Source organism: Bradyrhizobium sp. USDA 3364, from assembly GCF_054056355.1.
Genome location: NZ_JBSRYG010000002.1, coordinates 812,246 through 831,874, shown reverse-complemented (window position 1 = coordinate 831,874; position 19,629 = coordinate 812,246). Strand labels below are relative to the sequence as shown.

The 19,629-nt window shown below is 58.6% G+C and carries 13 protein-coding genes and 2 pseudogenes; 6 read left to right on the top strand and 9 right to left on the bottom strand.

The annotated features are described in order from the left end of the window. Positions 1–1,659 precede the first annotated feature (1,659 nt). The 4 genes and pseudogenes from ACVILL_RS04120 to ACVILL_RS04105 form a co-directional block, all read right to left on the bottom strand. On the bottom strand, positions 1,660–1,983 hold the full coding sequence (locus ACVILL_RS04120) for a helix-turn-helix domain-containing protein (protein ID WP_456727973.1): 324 nt from the start codon (positions 1,981–1,983) through the stop codon (positions 1,660–1,662). Between the two features lie 1,661 nt (positions 1,984–3,644). Next, complete coding sequence (locus tag ACVILL_RS04115) at positions 3,645–3,881, bottom strand: hypothetical protein (protein WP_456727972.1); 237 nt, start codon at positions 3,879–3,881, stop codon at positions 3,645–3,647. Positions 3,882–3,933: 52 nt separating this feature from the next. After that, positions 3,934–4,239 (bottom strand): annotated as a pseudogene (locus tag ACVILL_RS04110) (branched-chain amino acid ABC transporter substrate-binding protein); the annotation flags it as partial. Between the two features lie 37 nt (positions 4,240–4,276). Then, positions 4,277–4,471, bottom strand: a complete 195-nt coding sequence (locus ACVILL_RS04105; protein ID WP_456727971.1) for a hypothetical protein — start codon at positions 4,469–4,471, stop codon at positions 4,277–4,279. A gap of 264 nt (positions 4,472–4,735) precedes the next feature. Here ACVILL_RS04105 and ACVILL_RS04100 point away from each other — a divergent pair, with 264 nt between their 5' ends. Continuing rightward, positions 4,736–5,320, top strand: a complete 585-nt coding sequence (locus ACVILL_RS04100; protein ID WP_456727970.1) for a LabA-like NYN domain-containing protein — start codon at positions 4,736–4,738, stop codon at positions 5,318–5,320. A 3-nt stretch (positions 5,321–5,323) separates the two neighbouring features. After that, positions 5,324–5,962, top strand: coding sequence for a hypothetical protein (locus ACVILL_RS04095; RefSeq protein WP_456727969.1), 639 nt, complete (start codon positions 5,324–5,326; stop codon positions 5,960–5,962). A gap of 524 nt (positions 5,963–6,486) precedes the next feature. Here the strand turns inward: ACVILL_RS04095 and ACVILL_RS04090 are convergent. After that, the gene (locus tag ACVILL_RS04090) at positions 6,487–8,145 is read right to left on the bottom strand and encodes an MFS transporter (protein ID WP_456727968.1); all 1,659 of its coding nucleotides are present in this window, start codon (positions 8,143–8,145) and stop codon (positions 6,487–6,489) included. 641 nt (positions 8,146–8,786) lie between these two features. Here ACVILL_RS04090 and ACVILL_RS04085 point away from each other — a divergent pair. Then, a pseudogene (locus ACVILL_RS04085) lies at positions 8,787–10,047 on the top strand (Glu/Leu/Phe/Val family dehydrogenase). 199 nt (positions 10,048–10,246) lie between these two features. Here the strand turns inward: ACVILL_RS04085 and ACVILL_RS04080 are convergent. Continuing rightward, positions 10,247–11,413, bottom strand: coding sequence for an acyl-CoA dehydrogenase family protein (locus ACVILL_RS04080; RefSeq protein WP_456727967.1), 1,167 nt, complete (start codon positions 11,411–11,413; stop codon positions 10,247–10,249). Between the two features lie 1,120 nt (positions 11,414–12,533). Between ACVILL_RS04080 and ACVILL_RS04075 the strand changes: the two genes are divergently transcribed. Together ACVILL_RS04075 and ACVILL_RS04070 are read left to right on the top strand one after the other, a co-directional pair. After that, a complete protein-coding gene (locus ACVILL_RS04075) occupies positions 12,534–13,115 on the top strand; it encodes a LabA-like NYN domain-containing protein (protein WP_456727966.1) in 582 nt (193 codons plus the stop codon). A gap of 564 nt (positions 13,116–13,679) precedes the next feature. Continuing rightward, positions 13,680–13,982, top strand: coding sequence for a hypothetical protein (locus ACVILL_RS04070; protein ID WP_456727965.1), 303 nt, complete (start codon positions 13,680–13,682; stop codon positions 13,980–13,982). Positions 13,983–14,774: 792 nt separating this feature from the next. Here ACVILL_RS04070 and ACVILL_RS04065 read toward each other — a convergent pair. Continuing rightward, positions 14,775–15,134 (bottom strand): Dabb family protein, encoded by a 360-nt coding sequence (locus ACVILL_RS04065; RefSeq protein ID WP_456727964.1) that lies wholly within the window; start codon positions 15,132–15,134, stop codon positions 14,775–14,777. 726 nt (positions 15,135–15,860) lie between these two features. Here ACVILL_RS04065 and ACVILL_RS04060 point away from each other — a divergent pair. Then, on the top strand, positions 15,861–17,021 hold the full coding sequence (locus ACVILL_RS04060) for an 8-amino-7-oxononanoate synthase (RefSeq protein WP_456727963.1): 1,161 nt from the start codon (positions 15,861–15,863) through the stop codon (positions 17,019–17,021). 1,388 nt (positions 17,022–18,409) lie between these two features. Here ACVILL_RS04060 and ACVILL_RS04055 read toward each other — a convergent pair. Together ACVILL_RS04055 and ACVILL_RS04050 are read right to left on the bottom strand one after the other, a co-directional pair. After that, positions 18,410–18,574 (bottom strand): hypothetical protein, encoded by a 165-nt coding sequence (locus ACVILL_RS04055; RefSeq protein ID WP_456727962.1) that lies wholly within the window; start codon positions 18,572–18,574, stop codon positions 18,410–18,412. Positions 18,575–18,885: 311 nt separating this feature from the next. Continuing rightward, positions 18,886–19,629 (bottom strand): carbonic anhydrase, encoded by a 744-nt coding sequence (locus ACVILL_RS04050; protein WP_456727961.1) that lies wholly within the window; start codon positions 19,627–19,629, stop codon positions 18,886–18,888.

Here is a 19,629-nt window from a genome sequence, read left to right as displayed (position 1 = left end):
TCATCGAGAGCGTTGGACGCGCGGCTGATTCATGCGATCGCTCCGGATTATCCGGTTTAGCTTCGCTCGTCTGCCAAGGATCATCGCCGTGAGATCGTACAATATGACGCCGCGTGCGATTCAAGCCCTTCGAGGCAGCAACCGCATAAATATGAGCAAGCGGCTTTCGCGAAATGCGATTCTTGATAGATCTAAGAGCTCTCAAAGCAAATCCACCCACATGTGCTCCCGATGCGGGTACTAAACACATATTGTCGTGATCGAGAAGGTGCTCGCAAGTGCGGCTTCGCGACGCCATGTGGAAGATTTTAAGGCCGCAGTCGCTCGAATGCGTCGATCGGTCACCACTCTCGCATATCATCGTACGAATTGTACGTGGTTTGATCGCGAGAGACGCAGCCGGTCTGATGGACCCACCAGCAATTCAAATTCGTTCTCAACTCTCCGCAATCATTATACGCCGGCTAGAGCGCCTCAAACTACGCCCTTCATGGGCAGCAAAAAAGGCCCGGCCTCATCGATGGCCGGGCGGAGTCAGTCTGGGGGAGCGAGGCTGCTAAGCATCGCGCCAGCTTCCGTCGACAGAGGGAGGGCTGCCGACGGTTATTTGCGGCAAGGATTTCACCGCAAATTCAAATTGCGAAGGATCATGTCGGGCAGATCTGGTGTCGAGCGTTCCTCTTTCGCGTCATCTCATAGACGATGGTTGCAACAGTAGAGTTGGTCTCTGCTGCACACATACCGACCGCATCAGCGTCTCATCACGGCAGCGACAGTTGGTCCTTTCGGACTCCCTTGTTAGCTAGTCTGAGATGATACAACGTGCCGCCGCGTGCGATTCAAGCTCTTTGAGCTGACCCGCATGCAATTCAAGCGGACGGCCTTTTACAATCAGCTAAGTACCTTCGAGAGGAGCAGACGTACGTGTTGCTCTCGTTCTTTGATAGTCGCGTACTACACCGTGATCGAGACGCGCTGGGCGTCATGTTTTCCATGTGATCTCATGCCTTTTGGCCTTTCCAGAAGCTGACGTGCTTTCTGATTGGCGGCCGAGAATCTTCAGAGCAGCGCACGCTTTTGAGCGTCTTGTTAGCCGGCCGAATGACACGGTCGGTGTCGACGATCTCAAATGCGCGATGATCATTTTACCAAGACTGGACGGGGGTGGTCCGAGCATGATGGGCTCGGTGCCCGATCCGAGCATCTTTACCGGGGAGTTGCGCGGCGCGGCTCATTCGGCGGGCACATCACAGCCAAGCGCCAAAGCTGTGCTGGCAACACGGAAATCACTCTCCCGTGGCCGCGAGCTCCCCAGCGATTGACGATGCAGATTTTGTGGATCTTGCCGGCGTTCCTCGAAATCCGTCGGCGACACACGTTCGCTGCGCGAGATCGCGACGGGGCGTGGCCGGGCAAAAAAATGCCCTGGATTCCGCCCACGAGCAATGCATTCGCCTCAAAGCCAATTACATACCAGCTCGGTCTTGCCTGTCGAATGGTGAACGCCGCCTGCGATGTCTAGACAAAGCTGCGCAGGCAGCAACGGCCCAAGCAATTCAGCGCATCAGATAGGAGGGACGGAATTCTGCAAGCAACTCGAGTCGATCTCGCTGAAGAAGATCAACAGCATGTCCGTTCCATTCAATGAGCTTCCTGCGCCTAAGCTCCTGGATTGTCCGATTCACGTGCAGTCGTCGAAAGGCCGCATGCATCGGCGATGTCTTGCTGTGTGAACGGAACATGGAAGCGACCATTATCCAGAAGACCGACAAGCTCAAGCCGCGCGGCGATCTCGCAGAGAAGATGAGCAAGTCGAGGCAGCGCTTCCCGGGAGCCAAGATTTTCGATCCACTCGCGATAGATCGCCGTCTCCCGCCAAAACGCATGGGTGAGCGCAGCGGACTTCGCGAGGATATCCTTAAGGTAGGAGTGGGGTACAAGGGCAATGATGCTCATGCCGATGCTGCCGAGATCGCCATCCATTTCCGGGAAGTGAAGGGTGTGCAGGTCGGGGATGTCCCCAGGTACGTAGAAGGACGTTATCTGAGTCCGATCCGATGCCACTCTTTGGCGAGACAGAAGCCGCCTATCACGACTGCGCAGCTTACAGGCCGATCCCCCTGGCGTGCCAGGCACTCGCCCGGAGCAAACCGTTTGATGGTGTGAGGCATGCTTTCGAGCTCAGCTTGGTCTTGCTCGGACAAGCCTGTGACGCCACGCAGCCGCGCTATGAGCATTTGGTGCGGCAAGCGTACCCCGTTCTATCGCCGGGGTACGCCGATATCGACACCTATCCCCACTAGCTATGGCCGCGGCCATTCTGCACGGTTCCCCTTGATGTTCGACGTTTCTTCTACTCTCCCATTCGAGCTCTACGCGATCTCAAGGGGAGATGCGGGATAGCCACAAACGTACCGGACGACGACCTTCTGGCTATTCCTTAAAGCTCGACGATAAACCGTTTACTTCTGGAGAACGACGAAGCATGGTCGCGCGATCGTCGTGGACGTCGGGCTGCGGGACCCTCTAACCGAGCGTCAAGGCTTACGAGCGTGCAGCCAACGTCGGCTCGACATCTGACGCTTTCCGCATCGCGCCTTGACGGTACCCAAGAAAGGCAATTCCGTTGCCCGGGGCGGCTCATCTGCCTACGCAAAAGGCGCATGTATTTTTCTGTCGATCATGAATGCGGATGGAAAGGACGCCATCGAATGGGCGGTCGGATCTGAAGCCCCCGAAACACGACCGGCAGACCTTCTCTGCAGGAACGGCGATCGTCTCGTCAGCCTGGGACCGGTCCGGGGCCGATGCGCCCTATTGTCGACGTGACGTGCAGATCAGACTGGCAATAGAAATCCGAAGTGATTATTCGAGCCGGCCCCAAGAGGACAAAGCTCGACGTCCTGCCCCGTCGTGCCGCCGAGTTTATGTACGAAACGGCCTGATCTGTGGCGCAGATAGCACATTGCCAGAGCTAGCGAGACAGTTGGATCGCTGCGTACGGTGTTCAGTGACGTAAAAAGACCGATGTACCGGTACAATCACAGGCAATAGGGTGTGCTTGAGCTGTCGTTCGCGGTTATTGGTCGGATAGAGGGTCAAATGAATCATGCGGTTGGGAGCCGCTATGAATTGTCGGCAACGCCAGATGAAGAGCGTGAGTTGGTGCGCTGCAGACAGGAGATAGCACGTCTCAGGCAGATAGTCGTGCAGCTTTCTGAACTCGTCTTGCGCAATGTTACCCAAAATGCAGAGGGCCGAAAGTAGCAATCCGGCTGACGCGATCGGCCGTATACCGAATGGTCAATTCAGGCGACGGACGTTAGACAATAGCCATTGTGATCCGCAGCGCGGCGTCCCCGGGGGGAGGGGAGCGGCCCCGCCCTTGTTCTTCATGGGGCGGGCCGCGTAATTTCCGGTCGAAGCGCTTCGTGGGTCGATGAACATGAGTGATACGTATCGCACGGATGGGGGTCTGCAGGCTCTCGATCCGCCAATTGATCTTGTCGATCCCTCATAGATCTGCGTTAGGCAGGTCTAACAAGCTCCATTGCCTCTAACCCGGTGGAGGCGCTGAACCCCGAGAGCGGCCGTGCATCGATCGGGTAAAGATCAACGATCAGCGTATGCATGCGGTGCTCGCTTTAGGCGGATGGCGATCTACGGATACCAAGCTGCTCCAGCGCGAGCTTTGATATCTCTGCTGCATCGCTAACCCCGCTTGCGCCAATCTCGATAACCTTCTTTGCGACGATTTCGGCGATAGGGTCGTCTCGATCAACCAAGCAAAGCGAAGGCAGTGTTCGTGCGTAGGCCAAGCTCAGACGTTCAATTCCTTCCGGCCGTCGTTTACTGCCCTGGAGTAATCGATCGATCGGCATTGATCGACGCTCCGGGAGACACACCAGTTTTGATGTGTCGGCCTAAGACGCGTCAAAATGGGCTCGGGTTGGTCTCGCTATAGCCGCCCTTGTCGTTCCGCCTGTAAACGGCATAGTCGAGCTGCTTGATGTCACCCTTGGCGTCGCATTCCAGCTTTCCAATAACCGTGTCCCAGGAGCCCGCCTTGATCACGTCCATCACCTTCCTCGGATCGGTGTTGCCGGCTTTGATTGCGGCCTGCGTCCAGACCTGCACCGCAGCGTAGGTGTAGAGGGTGTACCCTTCAGGATCGATGTTCCTGGCTCTGAACTTACTGACGATGGCAGACGCCGCCGGCGTGGGCTTCCGACCCGGCTCCCGCTTGCGCAGCCATTCGATGTGGCTGTGGTCGTCATTAAGTCTCGATGTACTTCAACAAGGTCTCCGGCGGGTATGGCCTGCTATCATCCTGAGGCTCGCCGAGATTGGAATGCACGAGGAAGGCGTCGATGCTGACATAGCTGTCGAGTTCGGCCTGCTTGCGCTTGACCTCCTCTTCGGTGCTGCCGATGACGAAGGCGAACCTCTGGGAAGAACTTGACGTCGTCACGGCACCGAGTCGCGTGTCATCCGCGATGAGCTCGGTGGCCGTCCGTGGGTTTCGTGTTAAAATGAACTGCGCCTCGGCGTTGCGCGCAGCCCGCAAGCCGAGACGAGACACTTAGTCGAGAAAGAGATTGATCGTCCGTTACGTACCATGTTTGTTAGAGCGCGCAGTCTACGAACCAAGATATAGATGCCGCGAATCGCGGCCGGCAGCAATGACGCTGCCGCGAAGCATTGGAGACGACAGATGAAGAACACGAATTGAGGCATGTCACCCTTCGGCAAGATCGCGCTCTTTATCGATGGCCCCAACCTCCACGCAACCGCGAAGGCGCTCGGCTTCGACATCGACTACAACCGCCTGCTCGGGGAGTTTCAGCGGCGTGGTACGCTGTTGCGGGCGTTCTATTACACGCCGATTGTCGAGGATCAGGAATATTCGGCGGTCCGGCCGCTCCTCGATTGGCTCGACTATAACGGCTACGTGGTCGTCACCAAGCCGACCAAAGAATTCGTCGAGACCTGCGGCCGCCGCAAGGTGAAGGGCAATATTGACGTCGAGCTCGCGGTCGATGCCATGCAGCTTGCTGAGCACGTCGACCAGATCATCCTGGTCTCCGGCGACGGCGACTTCCGTTGCTTGGTCGAGGCTGTGCAGCGTCGTGGCGTCCGCGTGACCGTGGTTTCCACCATTGTTATCCAGCCGGCCCTAGCCGCCGACGAACTCCGGCGGCAGGCCGACGAATTTATTGACCTAGCGCAGTTGAAGTCGAAGGTGGAGCGCGATCCGTCCCAACGGTTAGACTCCACGCCAAGTGCTGTGAGGTACCGCGATTCGGCCATCGCGGAATAAGATATGGCGGTGATTTCGTGCAGGTTGATGGCGGCCCCAACAATGCGCCGCTTAGGGCTCTACTCGTATCTCGTCCGCTTTTTGCTAATCTGGGTGGTCAGTGCGACGGCGGAGGGGAGCAGGGCCGATGACGGTCGATCGTCGCCGGTTGTTGCAGATGTCAGGATCGAATGCTCGCTGAAACGGAAGGCTGGCGACCTGTTGAAAACCGAAGCATTCGTCGCGCAGGAACACTATAAGGAAAACATCGCGCCAACGGCCCAAGTCAGGATCTCGTGGCTTGGCGCGACTTTTGTGCGCCGGTACACAATCAAGGTCGAAGCCGAGGGCGAGCCATCTCTGCAACCGTACACCTTGAGAAGCGCGTCCAGTGCGGTCGACATCAGCAGAGAATTAGGCGCTCGCGATGTGACCACGCTCGCGAATGTGTGGTGCCTCTTAAGGCTGCAGGCTAATGGAGAAGGCGGGGCACTGCAGACCAATTCTATTCCCAATATATTCTTTGTTCGTGACGGTGCGGGCGACGTTGGTGTGGTTGATGTCCTATGGGGAGGCGCGGGCTGGGAAATTGGAGCTAGTCCGATCGGAAACCAACGGACATGGCCTCCTGGCACTCGCGTTTTCTCTCACGGCGCGGATTAACGAATGTAGCGACTGGACTACCGGACTTGGGACTTGGTGCCTGCGTAGCAGCTAGAAAGCTAAGTAGTTCTTCCTCATCATGCGGACAGGCAAAATTGGAGGGAAACCGAATGAGGCTAATCCCCTTAATTACAAGTTTAGGTTTGGCCATTCTCGCAACGTCAATACAATCATCGGACGCAGCCAAAAAAGCCAAAGGTTATGTGCCCCGAAGGGAAAATATCATGCGCTGAGTGGTGCAAGAAGCACCTTGAACGTACGAACTGTATGACCGGCCATCAGAACAGTTGCGATCAAAAACCGCAGGGCGCCAACGCCTGCGTTGGCAACAATTAGCACAATCGAGAGCCGCCCAACGCGATGACCTTTTGTACGAAACGATCCAATCTGAGCCCGAGATGACACACACAGGCTGCCGTCCTCCAACGCGTGCACGAAGTCGAGTCGAAAAGCGGCGAAAAAGCCGAAGCGTTCCCGCGCGCCTTCACCCCGACCGCAACTCTTCCAGCTGCCCCGCCCGGCAATCATGAACAAGACGGGCTAGCGTGCCCGGGCGTGTCGTCCTTCCAGCGTACCGAGCCGAATGGCCTCTCCAGCATGCGCCGAACACGTACCGGCGCGGGACCGATGTGGAAGTGAATGGCCCGCCGTTCCAGGGCACGTTCCGACTGGGTCGGGCGGTTGCGCCAGCGCAAATAATCGAACCACGTCGGAAAGTGATAACGCTCGGTCCAGAGCTCGGGATCGGCGATGTCGCGCGCAATCGACCAGCCATAGGCGCCGTTGCGCTGGCGGGACAATTGCACATCTTGCATGACGTTGTGAAACGCGCGGGCATTCTCTTGTGCAATTCGGTATTCGATCTCGACGACGAGCGGCCCGCTGCGTCCGGTCAAGGCGAGCCGTATTTCGGGATCGGCGAGCAGCTCGGGCTCTTCGCCGCGCGCGCCAACACGGGGCATGGGTAGCCAACGGCCGATGAGTGGTGAGGCGAGCATCAGGGCGGCCGACACCAGCAGCGCGGTTTCAACGCCGGCCGCGTCGGTCAGATGGCCCCAACCCCAGCTGCCGACGGCGATCCCACCTGAGCTCGCCGCTTGATAGGCTGCAAGCGAGCGTCCGGTCACCCAGCGCGGCGCCGACAGCTGCACCCCGATGTTGAACACCGCCCATGTCATCATCCACACGGCTCCAGCCAGGGCCAGTGCCGCCGCAGTCAACACCGGTTGGCGGCTGAGCGCGACCGCGGCCATCGCCGCGCCCATGGACAACGCGCAGGCACGAATCGCAGCCTCGCCGCTCATTCGTTTGCGGATCTCGGCGATGTTCAGCGCGCCGACCACGGCACCCAGGCCGAAGGCGCCGAGCATGATGCCGTAGGTCTGGGCATCGCCATGCAACACATCCCGCACCACCAGAGGCATCAGCGCAGTAATCGCGCCGCTTCCGACGCCGGTTACAAGGGTGCGAAGCAATACGACTTTGATCGATGGCGAATTGCTGATGTAGCGCACGCCAGACACCATTGCGCGGCTCAATCTTTCAGGCGGCAGGCGTGAGGGGGCGCTGACGCGCTTCCAAAGGAACAACGCGGTCATCAACGGCAGATAGAGCAGCGTGTTGAGCGCGAATGCGGCCACTGCACCGGCGCTAGCTACCACCACGCCGCCGATCGCCGGGCCGACGCTCCGTGCGATATTGTAGCTGATGCCATTCAGCGCAACCGCCGCAGGCAGCTGCGCTTCCAACGGCACTTGTTCGCTTACGGACGATTGCCACGCCGGTCCCATAAGTGCCATGCCGCTGCCGACCACGAAGCAGAGTACGAGCAAGACGTTCGGTGTGGCCAAGCCAAGCCAGGCGGCTACCGTCAGGCCGGTTGCGCCGGCGAGCGCGATGCCAAGCGAAACCAGCGCCACGATGCGGCGATCGTACATATCGGCGATCGCGCCGGCTGGCATCGAAATCAGCATCACTGGCAGCAATAGCGCGGTCTGCACCAACGCGACTTTGTCAGCCGAGGACGTCATCTGCGTCATCGCCCAGGCTGCACCGACACCTTGAATCAAGCTGCCGATATTGGACAGGAGGCTCGCAAGCCAGATACGGCGAAACGTCGTGTGCCGCAGAGGCGCCGTGATGCCGTCAGCGCTACGCGACTGGACTGTGGTTGGGTCGGTCATGTCAGATCGTGATGATCTACCATGATTTGATTCTGATGCGGATCACAAGGATGTTCCTGGCGCGATATCGCTCGCATGGCGGTGTTCGGCTCGCTTTCCGATCTCTCAATTTCAGTACGAACGCTTTCCTGACTTACGGGGCGCTGTCGATCGGATGAGTGAGGTCCGCTTCGTGCCTATTCGCTCCAGTGCGTCGCTTGCATGGCCACATTGACAGACGATACATGGCTTGCGCGCAAACTTTGTACGTAACGGACAAATGGGCGAAGTCCACGAGTGCGGAATCATTCGTCGCGAGATACGGTGAACGCTCCTTCACTGCTGGGGAGCCGAAAGTCCATATCACGGACTATCGATAGTGCACATAGCGATGCAGCGTTTGGCAGAACTTGCTTTCGGTCGGCAAATTGATGCCCGTCGTTGTAGGGCGCCCGGTCTGTCCCAGTCCCGCGCGGCGGATGCTGCGGCCAAGGATTTCCATCGAGAAGCAATGTGGGGCAACAGATGGGCCATCGGGGCCCGGGCCAACAATTGTTATTTCACAGGAGCGGGTCTGTCGCAGACCGGATGAAATATTACAAAGCGACAATACCGAATCCACTACCTGATCCAGCATCTAACCGCGAACCAGGGAAGTGAACGTGACGGCATACCATGGGCCAGTCTTTGACATGGCCGTAAGGCAATTCGAGGTCATCGCAGACTATCTATCCATACCGCAGGACGCGAGAGCCAGGATTCTGATGCCGGAGCGCGCGGTCACGGTCTCTTGTCCGATTCATCGCGATGACGGCAGGACCGCCGTGTTCGAAGGCTATCGCGTGCAGCATCACCTGACGCTTGGCCCCACGAAGAGGGGGCACACGGTTCGCAGCAAGCGTTGATCTCGGCGAAGTCGCGGCGCTGGCCGTCTCGATGAGCTGGAAGTGCGCATTGGTCGGACTGCCGTATGGCGGCGCGAAGGGAGGAATCGACGTCGATCCGGCGAGCTTGTCTAGGCGCGAACTCGAGGTGCTTTCTCGTCGATATATGCAGGAGATGATCCCGTTCGTCGAGCCCCACACATACGTAATGGCGCCCGATAAGGGAACCAACGAGCAGATCATGGCCTGGTTCATGGATACGTACTCCATGTATCAGGGACGAAGGGTTACCGAAATCGTGACGGGAAAGCCGTCAGCGCCGGCGGAACCCTGGGGCATCGGGAAGCCACAGGCAGAGGTGTTGCTCATCTGGCCCGTCGTGCTGCAGATGAGCGCAACATCCGTCTCGATGGCGCAACTGCGATTGTACAGGGATTCGGAAACGTCGGCTCGATCGCTGCACTCGAGCTGCATAATATGGGAGTTAAAGTGATCGCGGTAAGTGATCACACCCGGCGCGCTCTACCGGCCCTCGGGTCTCGATATTCCCGAGCTGGTCAGGCATACCGCCTGGCACGGCAGCTTGATCGGTTATTCCAGTGAGCTCGCTTTCGATTCGATGGAGATGCTCGCATTGCATTGCGACATACTTGTTCCGGCCGCGGTTGAACGGGTGATCAACGACAAATTGGCAGGCAACCTGCGTTGCCGAATACTAGCTGAAGGAGCCAATGGTCCGACCACGCCAGAAGCCGATCGAGTTCTCGAAAAACGCCAGAGAGAGTTGTTTGTGATCCCGGACATTCTGTGCAACGCAGGAGGTGTGGTGGTTAGTTATTTCGAATGGGTGCAGGACCTTCAGCAATTGTTCTGGGAGGAGGAAGAGGTCATGCGTCGGGAGTATCAGATATTGGACCGGGCGTTTGATCGGGTGTTGTCGCGAAGCAAGCGGGACGGGGTTTCCAATCGCACTGCTGCTATGGCCATTGGTGTGGAGCGGGTACGCGGTGCAAAGGAGACACGCGGACTGTTCCCGTAGCCTGTTGACGTGTCTTCGATTTGGTATCTACTCGCTCGCATGGGCGTTCTGATCCACTTTGATCTGTATAGCAGTGGCCAAGCGCAGAGGCGGCTAGATTTGGCACGATCGCGCGGGATCGATGCTGTGCGTTCCCGCATCATGACGCGGGTCCGACGATCCGTCGATGCGGGCCGTGCGGATTCCCGTGAATACGACTTCATGGAAAGCCCGGCGGTGCTGGACTTCCGAGCAAGAGGCGGCCGGCGCTCTGAAGCGTGCCTTCGTTTAAAGCGGCGTGCTGGGCAACCACGAAACTGTCGCACATCGCGCGCGCCAGGTTGCTCGTCGTATAGAGCGACCCGGTTCCGGCGAGACCGCTCGCGATCTTGCAGACCTCAGCGCTCTGTCGGGCGGCGTTGGTCGCGGCGAGCCGCATCAGCGTCGTCGTGTTCGCTCGGACCGCTCCCTTCAACGCTTCCTTCCATAGCTCCTCGGTTGCATCATAGAAGAAAGAGCGGGCGGAGCGCAGCATGGCTTCGGCTCTGGCCACCTCCAGTTGGATGTAGCCGCGCTCCGCCATCACGGGCGCTCCAGTAATCGAGGCGCGGCTTCGGGCCATGGCGACTACCTCGTCTAGCGCGGAGCGCGCAATACCGATGCCGACAATCGCATGCGCCTGCGCAGCGAAAGCCACCGGCGGATAACGGTAGATCGGCCCGTCGAGTGTCGGCGGACCGCCGCGGATGAGGGTCCACTTCTCCGGCACAATGACATCGTCGACAACGACGTCATGGCTGCCGGTGCCTTGCAGGCCGATGACGTCCCAATTGGGACGGATTTTCACCTTCTCGGCCGGCATCACGGCTACACGTGCAAGACCACCTGTTGGATCATCCTCCACAGTGATCCCAACGCCTATCAGCTCCGCTCCCGGTGAGCCGCTGGCGAATGGCCACACGCCGTTCACGACAAACCCGTCGGCGCTTCGCTTGGCGGTCTGGAGCGGGAAAACCGCACCTGCGTACACCACGTCAGGTCCATTTGCGTATACTTCGCAAAGCGTGTCGTCTGGAAGAGCGGAGAGATAGCAAGCTCCGTCACCGAAGCTGGCGACCCAACCTGCCGATCCGTCCGCTTCGGAAATGCGCTCGATCAGGCGACAAAAATCGGCCGGCGTTCGCTCCTCACCGCCGAAGCGCTTGGCGGCCATAGCCCTGTAGACGCCAGCGCGCTTGAAAGCGTCGATGATGTCGTCTGGAAGCTTCTGCGCGCGGGCGAACTCGTTCCGACGCGCGCGGATATCGGCCAGCAGCGGCGACAGATTATCCCTCGTCGCTGCCGAAACATCGGTTTCTGGCGCGATCATCTCTGGCGGCGTGTTCATTTTTGTCCTCGGTGTCTTGAGACGATCAGGGGCGCACCAGCGTGATTGATGCGGATTGCGCACGCATGGGGGGCCGGATTGATTCCAGCCGGAGAAGATCGTCGATTGCGTTGATATCGATCGTGATCGAATTGCAGGCAGTCTCCTCTCCAAGCGACATCCCGAACGGATTGGGTCTAAGGGGGTCTTGAGGGCCGGGAAAGCTGGCCAAGATGTGGCCTCGGCATTGTCATTGAAGCCGAAGCGGCAAATCAGACCATATGCGGCGGCGAGATCCATCCAACTCAGCTGCACTATGACTGCGAGCGCTGACGTCAGCGCATATCTTGGCATGTCTTCTCGACTGGCGATTTTTCACACTTGGCGGCGGGCCACTCCAGCCCACGTCGTCAATTCCTGACTTGGCGCGCTCGAACCCGCGGATCCCTTGCCACTTCCCCAGCAATCGACGTGCCATCAAACATGGTCCGCCGGCTGTGTTTGCACGGGGCGAGATCGCATGGCACGAACTGCGTCAGCAGAATGCGTTCGCGCTCTGTGTCTGGTTCCAGTCACTGTGTCATCAAGCGGACACGGCGCGAGGCGAACGAACTGAAATAGACCTCAGCCGCGGACCAGCCGGCCTCTGTTGCTTGCCTGCACCGGGCTCACGTGCGAGATCCAGCTTGTCTAGCGGATCGGTCGAAACGCTGGGCGCAGGTGCAGAATTGCAATCCACGCTGCGGCTTGTACGAAGGCCGTTGAGCGTAAGGATAAGCGGAACGGAAATCGCCACCGCGATCTGAGATAACCGCACGTGACCTGGCGAAAAGTGCTGAGAGTGAACGTAATTGCTGGGTCAGAATTCCAAGCGGGGGGAGGCGCCAGACATGACATTGTCATGAGACCATCTGCTTTGCTGCGGTTTTGGCCGGCCAGAGCTGGGGTGCCTCCGCTTGATCCTTGAACCGATGACATGAAGTGGATGAAACAGGAGAGCCGCGGTGCATGAGTTCGACATAAAACTCGTTCCGGGTTATTGGAAGGCAGCCCTTGGCTGCCAACCCTCCAGCTTTCCTTGCAGACGGACAGTCGATGGCCTGCGCTGCCCCGCGCATCCATTTTGGAGGTTGGAGCAGGAATGTCCCGAGTCGAAAAGCTTGCCCTCTTTATCGACGGTCCAAACCTTCACGCTACCTCCAAGGCGCTTGGCTTCGAGATCGACTACAAGCGCCTGCTCGAGGAGTATCGGAGGCGGGGCCCGCTGCTGCGGGCGTTCTATTACACGACGATTGCTGAGGATCAGGAGTATTCGTCGATCCGGCCGCTCATCGATTGGCTGAACTACAACGGCTACACTGTCGTCACCAAGGCAACCAAGGAATTCCTCGATACCAGCGGCCGGCGTAAGGTGAAGGGCAACATGAACATCGAGCTTGTAGTCGATGCCATGGAACTCGCGGAGCATATCGATCAGATGGTCCGATTCTCTGGTGACGGCGACTTCCGCTCGTTGGTTGAAGCGGTGCAGCGCCGCGGCGTCAGTGTCACCGTCATCTCCACCATTGCGATCCAGCCGGCGATGATCGCAGACGAGCTTCGGCGGCAAGCGGACGACTTTATTGAACTAGCGCAGCTGAAGCCGAAGCTGGGGCGCGATCCGACCGAACGGCTCGGGCCCGCGACCGGTGTTGGCAAGCGAGAGCCGGTCAGCGCGGAATAGCGCATGCGGTGATGCGGTGCAGGTTGATGGCAAGTGGCCGTGATACCCGCGGCGCGCCCGCTCCGTCCAACAGCACGACCATCTCAACGATGACTTCTTCCTGTCGGTGCTGGTCGCGTCTGTTCATGCTGTTGTGCACGTTGATCCACGGCCATCAGCGCCGCTTGTTGCTGCCGTAACGCGCTGTTCTCGGCAGGGCGAGTTGCCGCGTCCTCAGATGGAGCTACCGATAGCTTCGGCCGCGTCCTGGACTGGCCGAACCGCTGCACTGGACCAGTGCTCGGATTGCCGTAGTTCGCTCCCAAGGCGCATCAGGCTGCACTGCAGCCAGAGTTTTTCCTGCTTCTCGTGCCTGCTACGCCGAAACAGTGCTTCGGTATACGCGCGCATGCGGAATCGGTAAAGCAGTCGGTAGAAATGACTGACCATGTTCCTGTTCCTGCTCGATTTTCGTCGATTTTCGCCAACGAGCCAACGAGACGCATTTGATCGCATCATTATCTTCACTGAGCGCGATGTTTAAATGCAAGTTGTCCCCACGGGTCGCTTGAAATCGGCCTTTGAGTGCCTGTTTTTGATGGAGCTCATCCCAAGGGAGTGGTGGTTCACGAGGTAAAGCCGCAAGAAGAAATTTCGATCTACGCCACGGTGTTGGCAGATATCTGGCGCATCTTAAGACGGCAGGCCAACGGTGAAAGCGGCGCATTGCAGACCAACTCTGCTCCCAACATATTCTTTGTCCGTGATGTTATGGGCGTCCTCGGAGTGGTTGATATCCTTTCGGGAGGTGCGGGTTGGGAAATTGGAGCAAGTCCGATCGGAGAACAACGGGCGTGGCCGGTTGGCGTGCGTGTGTTCTTTCCCTAACCCCAATGCCGGGGATCACAGATGGCGGGCTACGACGCCGGTGGAGCCACGAAGGTCGCGACTGATGGCGGCTTGAACCGCGATGGGCAGCCTTCGTCCTTCAGAAGTCCGTCCACTGTTTCGCGATACGAAATCAAGAAGACGCTCGCGGATAATCACACGGAATATCACCACTGTCGGCAGACGCTGGTGGCGGCGAAATCGTCGGGCTCCCCTATGTGGAGGAGTCGTCCATCGACGCTGTGCAAGCCATAGAGCGCGGCGAGTTCCGGTTAAGTGCGGTGCAGAACATTGGCGCGAAACGAAATCATCAAGCAAGTTTATCGAACTTGAGACAGCCGTCCGCTGCCAGATCGCATCGATCCGCTGATCTGGCGTGACTCGATCCAGTTCAAATGGCGTATGTTCGGGTTCATCTCCAACTGGGGAGGGCGGTGGCGAAAGCAAGCTCCGCCAGAGGTCAAGCGTTTGAGCCGGTGAGACAATAGGGGTAAGCATCATGACGGCGACGACAGCCCGTTCGATCGCACGCAAGGCAGGCCACGGTATGAAACGTACGTTCAGCTAGGCGATATTCTCTTACTGCTCTGGTCTATCGAGAAACGTAAGATGCGGTCGATCCGCCAGACTGACAATGCAGTGACAGGCTCGACCCGTTCCAATTCTCGGACGTGCATTGAACGATTAGTCACCGAACGATTATTGGCCTCGCGTGCGCTCCGATGGTGATCTCCGTTCCAATGGGAGAGCCGCTCCCTTGGATTCCGCAGGCTCTTGGTATCGACTGTCGGGTTAGCGCCCGCACGTGGGCGCGGCACGCCGGCTAAGCTGAATCATTCCTCCAATCGCGGCGAAGCGCAAATCTGTGGATACATCGTAGTCGGCCGCAAAGCGCAGCTCCCGAAGTGGCCGTACCAGCCTGATTGCCTCCTGGTACAGGCCATGCCCCTTGTAAGCTGCGAGTTCCGTTTCGTTGTCAAACTCGGCATAGACCACGATATCGATATCGTTATCGAAGCGGTCGGTCTTGCGATTGCGCGCGATCTCGAGCCGGCGCGCATGTGGAATTGTGGTAAGAACCGCCAGGCCTTCGATGATCTCATCGATGTGAGTCGCATCTATGGCTGAGAACAAGACGATGTGACGAATCATGGATGACCCGAAGCTTGTGTTGCAAATCGGTCAAATAACTATCGTGAGATTGGCCGCGCCGCAACGCCGGTACGGGGGCCGCGAGGCGCGTAAAGGAGGTCGTCACTTGATGCGCCGAAATTGGGAGTGATGTCGCGATCGTTGGGGGTACGGAGCGTGCGCTTATGATGCAATTAGATCACGCTCGCTGAACGCGCGCGAGTTTGTCCGTTCTGTACAGACTTTGCGCGCGCATGAGGGTGCCTAATCTGCCAAATAGCTACGCGAGGGCAGAATGTCCGTATGCACTCTCTCAGCGGCCGTTCGGGGAGGACCTTTAGGTGCGGACAAACGGAGGGAGCAGATGTCTCCGCGTGACTTTGGCATCCAAGTGAGCAGCGTCGGCATCACCGGCAAGAGCGGGCGTGTTGAGAATCGGGTCGCCATGCTCGTCCTGCTTGCTCACTCATGTTGTGGAACAAAGTCAAGGGCGTGCGATTGGGGGCGCCGCTGAGCGATCCCGGTGCACTTGGTCGCGACGGTCAGAGTCGTGATTGAGCCAAGCATGAGGCTTGTTTTCTCTGGACGGCAGTCCGTGACCGGCGGGCTGGAGGCGCGGTGCTTCTTCGGCCTGCGCGCCTCGATCTGCTTGCGAATCCACTCGCGTGTCGGTGACAAAAGCCGAGATCTGTGCCACGAAGAACCGATTGATCGCAGCCCTGCTGCGGGGCGGCAGGAAATTGATCAATGAACACGCCGCTTAATGGCTATGTCGCGGCCCTGCAAGCCTTGAAAGAAGACGATCGGCTGCGCGACCTGAAGCCGCGCGCAGGAACTGATTTTGCTTCGAACGATTATCTGGCGCTGGCGAGCGCGCCGCGTATGAAGAAGGCGCTGCTCACGGCGCTCGATGCCGGCACGCCGATCGGTGCTGGTGGGTCACGGCTCCTGCGCGGCAATTGTGAGGAGCACGAAGCTCTTGAAGCGGAGGCGGCGCGGTTCTTCCACGCTGAGACAGCGCTGTTCTTCGGCGGCGGTTACATCGCAAATTTCGCTCTTTTGACAACGCTGCCGCAGCGGGGCGATCTGCTTATTCTCGATTCGCTCGTGCACGCCAGTATTCATGAAGGCGTACGAGCGGGCCGAGCCGAGTTCCGGATAAGCGCTCATAATGACCTGCAGTCGGTCGACGATACGATTGGCGACTGGCGCGCCAAGGGCGGAAGGGGACGCGTGTGGATCGTGGTGGAGAGCCTGTACAGTATGGACGGCGACTTCGCGCCCCTCAAGGATCTGGTCGCAATCGCCGAGCGCTACGAGGCGTTCTTGGTCGTGGACGAGGCTCATGCCACAGGTGTTTACGGCGACCAGGGACGGGGGCTCACCGCGCCCTATGAGGGTCGCGAAGATATCCTGGTGGTCCACACCTGCGGGAAGGCGTTGGGGACGGAGGGCGCGCTTGTTACCGCTTCCGGCGTATTGCGCGATTTCATGGTCAATCGGTGCCGTCCATTCATTTTCGCCACCGCGCCATCGCCCCTGATGGCTGTCGCTGCTCGGGAAGCGCTCTTGATCCTACAGGAGGAGCCTGATCGGCAGCAACGCCTGACCGATCTTGTCGATTTTGCGCATCGGCAGTTCGCCATGTGCGGCCGCCCGATCCGTTCGAGCTCACAGATCGTTCCTTACATCGTGGGTGACAACGCCCGCGCGATGCGGCTCGCCGCTGCACTGCAGGCGCGCGGCTTTGATATCCGCGGCATACGGCCACCAACAGTGCCTGTGGGAACGGCAAGGTTGCGGATCTCGCTGACGCTTAATGTCGGGCAAGATGATGTATCCGATATGATTGATGCGTTGGTCGAAGAGACTTGGGGTGAGGGGTACGGTGACGTCGCAAAATCATGACGTGAGGCCGATATCCGGATCGGTAAACGATATCCGAGGGATGCGCTGGTGCGTGCAAATCGTTCCTCTCCGATCGGTGATCACGATGTCCTTACGCATTAGTGCCGCTTCATGCGGCGCACGTGAGCTCAATACAAATTCGACGAGGCTGCGGTTCCAACACTGGCGGCCTTCTCGTCGACTGATACATGAGAGACCGACACATGCCGACGCGAGTAGCACTTTTCCTATCATCGGTGGGCTGGACAGCCATCGTCGTGGCAATTCTCCTTTATGTAATCTTCAGCCCTGCTTGATCGCCAAGGCCGGACGATCCGCCTCGTGTGGCTTCCTGAGCCCGTTCGATATTGAAGGCTTACTGAGCATCAAACAGCATGCCGACCGATCGCCGGATCGACCCATGTCGCAGTGGAGCTCCCGTCCACGGGAGCGATTGCAGCAAGGTTTAGGATGGCACCCCGACCCTTTCTCGATGGCCTAAGGTCGATGATTGTAGGTCGTTCGCTTGGACTTATCGACCTAAGCTCGGGCCTGGACCCGAGACATCACCTTTCCTGTGATCCACGACCGCCGCGTGTGCCGGTGCGCTCAATCTCCCCGAAACTCGCCAGCTTCTCGAAAGCCAAAGCCTCTTAGCATAGACTTTCTCTCTCGATGTCGAGCCGCCTAGACCGAACCGGTGGCACGGGGCGGATCTGCAAGAGATTAAGACAGAGGAGAGCTGTATGGATTTCATTGAGATCAACGGCGGCGGATCCCCAGGGTCTCCAGGAGAGTACGCCTGGACACAAGAGGATCATGATCTGTTTAGTCGGATCATCAATGAACCCGGGCATCGTCGTCCGCCGTGCCGGAGGAGACGGCATACGATGTCTCATTCGCCGTTCCCCACAAGTTTTCCCACGGCACCCAATCCCCTCCGGGGCAAAATGGTCGAGAGACTGAACCACTTGGGTCTCCTGCCTGACGCCGACCAGCCGAGTATGACCTATGAGATCAAAGGGCATCGCCATACGGCCGCGATGGACCCCTTTAGCGGCGTGCGTTTCATTCATAACCCTCCGGAGGACCAAAATATTGGAGCCGGGCCGGCGGGGCTACCAGATTTCGGAGCATTTATCTTCGAGACGTCGCGTAGAGGTTTCCCGTTTCCGGAGCAGTGGCCGCCCCCAGCCCTGATCGAGAAGCTGCAGGAAACGGGCTTCATGCCTAGTCCAAACAACATAACAACCATTGCCCTCAATGGCCGAGCTTACAATGCAGAATTAATGGAGCGAGGGTTCGTTAGGCTCAGGCGGGTTGGATGAGAGACGCCGGGATAGAACCAGCGGAGCCGGCCGCTACAGTCTTGCGGTCATTCGGTTCCAACTATGTCGACTGTTCATAGCTCAGCAATGGGCTGTCGCGTGCCGCCAGCGGGTGGACAGCATCGGCCCCTGGCGGATCGCGGCGTCAGGAGCCGCCGAAGCGTCGGCATGGACCAGTTCCGTGAAATCGCCGTTGGCATCGTTTTCGAATGCACCATAAGGCCACAAAACATTTACGCGAAGCATAGCCTCTCCACGGGCGGCGATGGCAGCGGGTGAATCTGGGTGGCCGTCGCAACGCTGTTCCAGACAGCGATAATGAACAACATCGGCCGCGATATCGAGATTCCTGGTGCTGGCCGCGACGTTGCCAACATACGTACGAAGAATGTGACCAGTATCAGGAGACCACGCAAAACATTATCCCGAAGCTATGACGATCATGAAGCAGATCACGTCCGGTGTACTTGATGCAGCTCGATGGGCGTGCGAATGCTGTGTCAGTCGATTGAGGGGGCAGGGCAGACAGGCTGGGCGATCGCGCGAAGGGACCAGCGTCAGCCCAATACGTCGACCCTGCCGGTTTCGAGACGATATAGACCGCCGACGATCTTTAGTGTTTTCTGCTCAACAGCCGGGTTCAGGATCGGGCTGGCGGATTTGAGCTTATTGACGTTATCGATCACATTCTGCTGGATCACATCGGCAGAGCTGTCACCTGGTTTGTGGCGCGACCCTCTTACGGCAGGCGCGAGCGCGCTGACGATGGAGCGAATATGTCCCGGTGCCGGCTTGCCTTCGTCAAGCGAGTTGATGGTGGCCTCTATCGCGCCGCAGTGATCGTGACCGAGTACCAGGATCAACGGCGTGTTCAGTACGGCGACCGCGTACTCCAGGCTAGCTAGCGTGTCATCGTTGACGAAGTTACCGGCGAGGCGGCATATGAACAAATCACCAAGTCCGCTGTCGAAGGCAAGCTCGGGCGCTACCCGCGAATCGGCGCAGCTCAGAACCGCCGCATATGGATTCTGACCATCGACTAAAAGTCGGCGCTCCCGTTCCAGATCGCGCATTCGCGACACGCTCTGCACATAACGATCGTTACCCTCCATCAGCCGCTTCAGCGCAGCATCGGGCGAGAGCCGGTTATCCGGCTTCGGCGGCGTTGTTGCTTGCTTCGCGTCGACAATGTTGCCGGCAAACGGCACGACAAATGCCGAAATAGCGAACAGCAACAGCGAGCGGCGCGAAGGCGCGACCTCGGTCGGATAGGGAGTGCCCTGTGAGTGGTTTGCATGCAT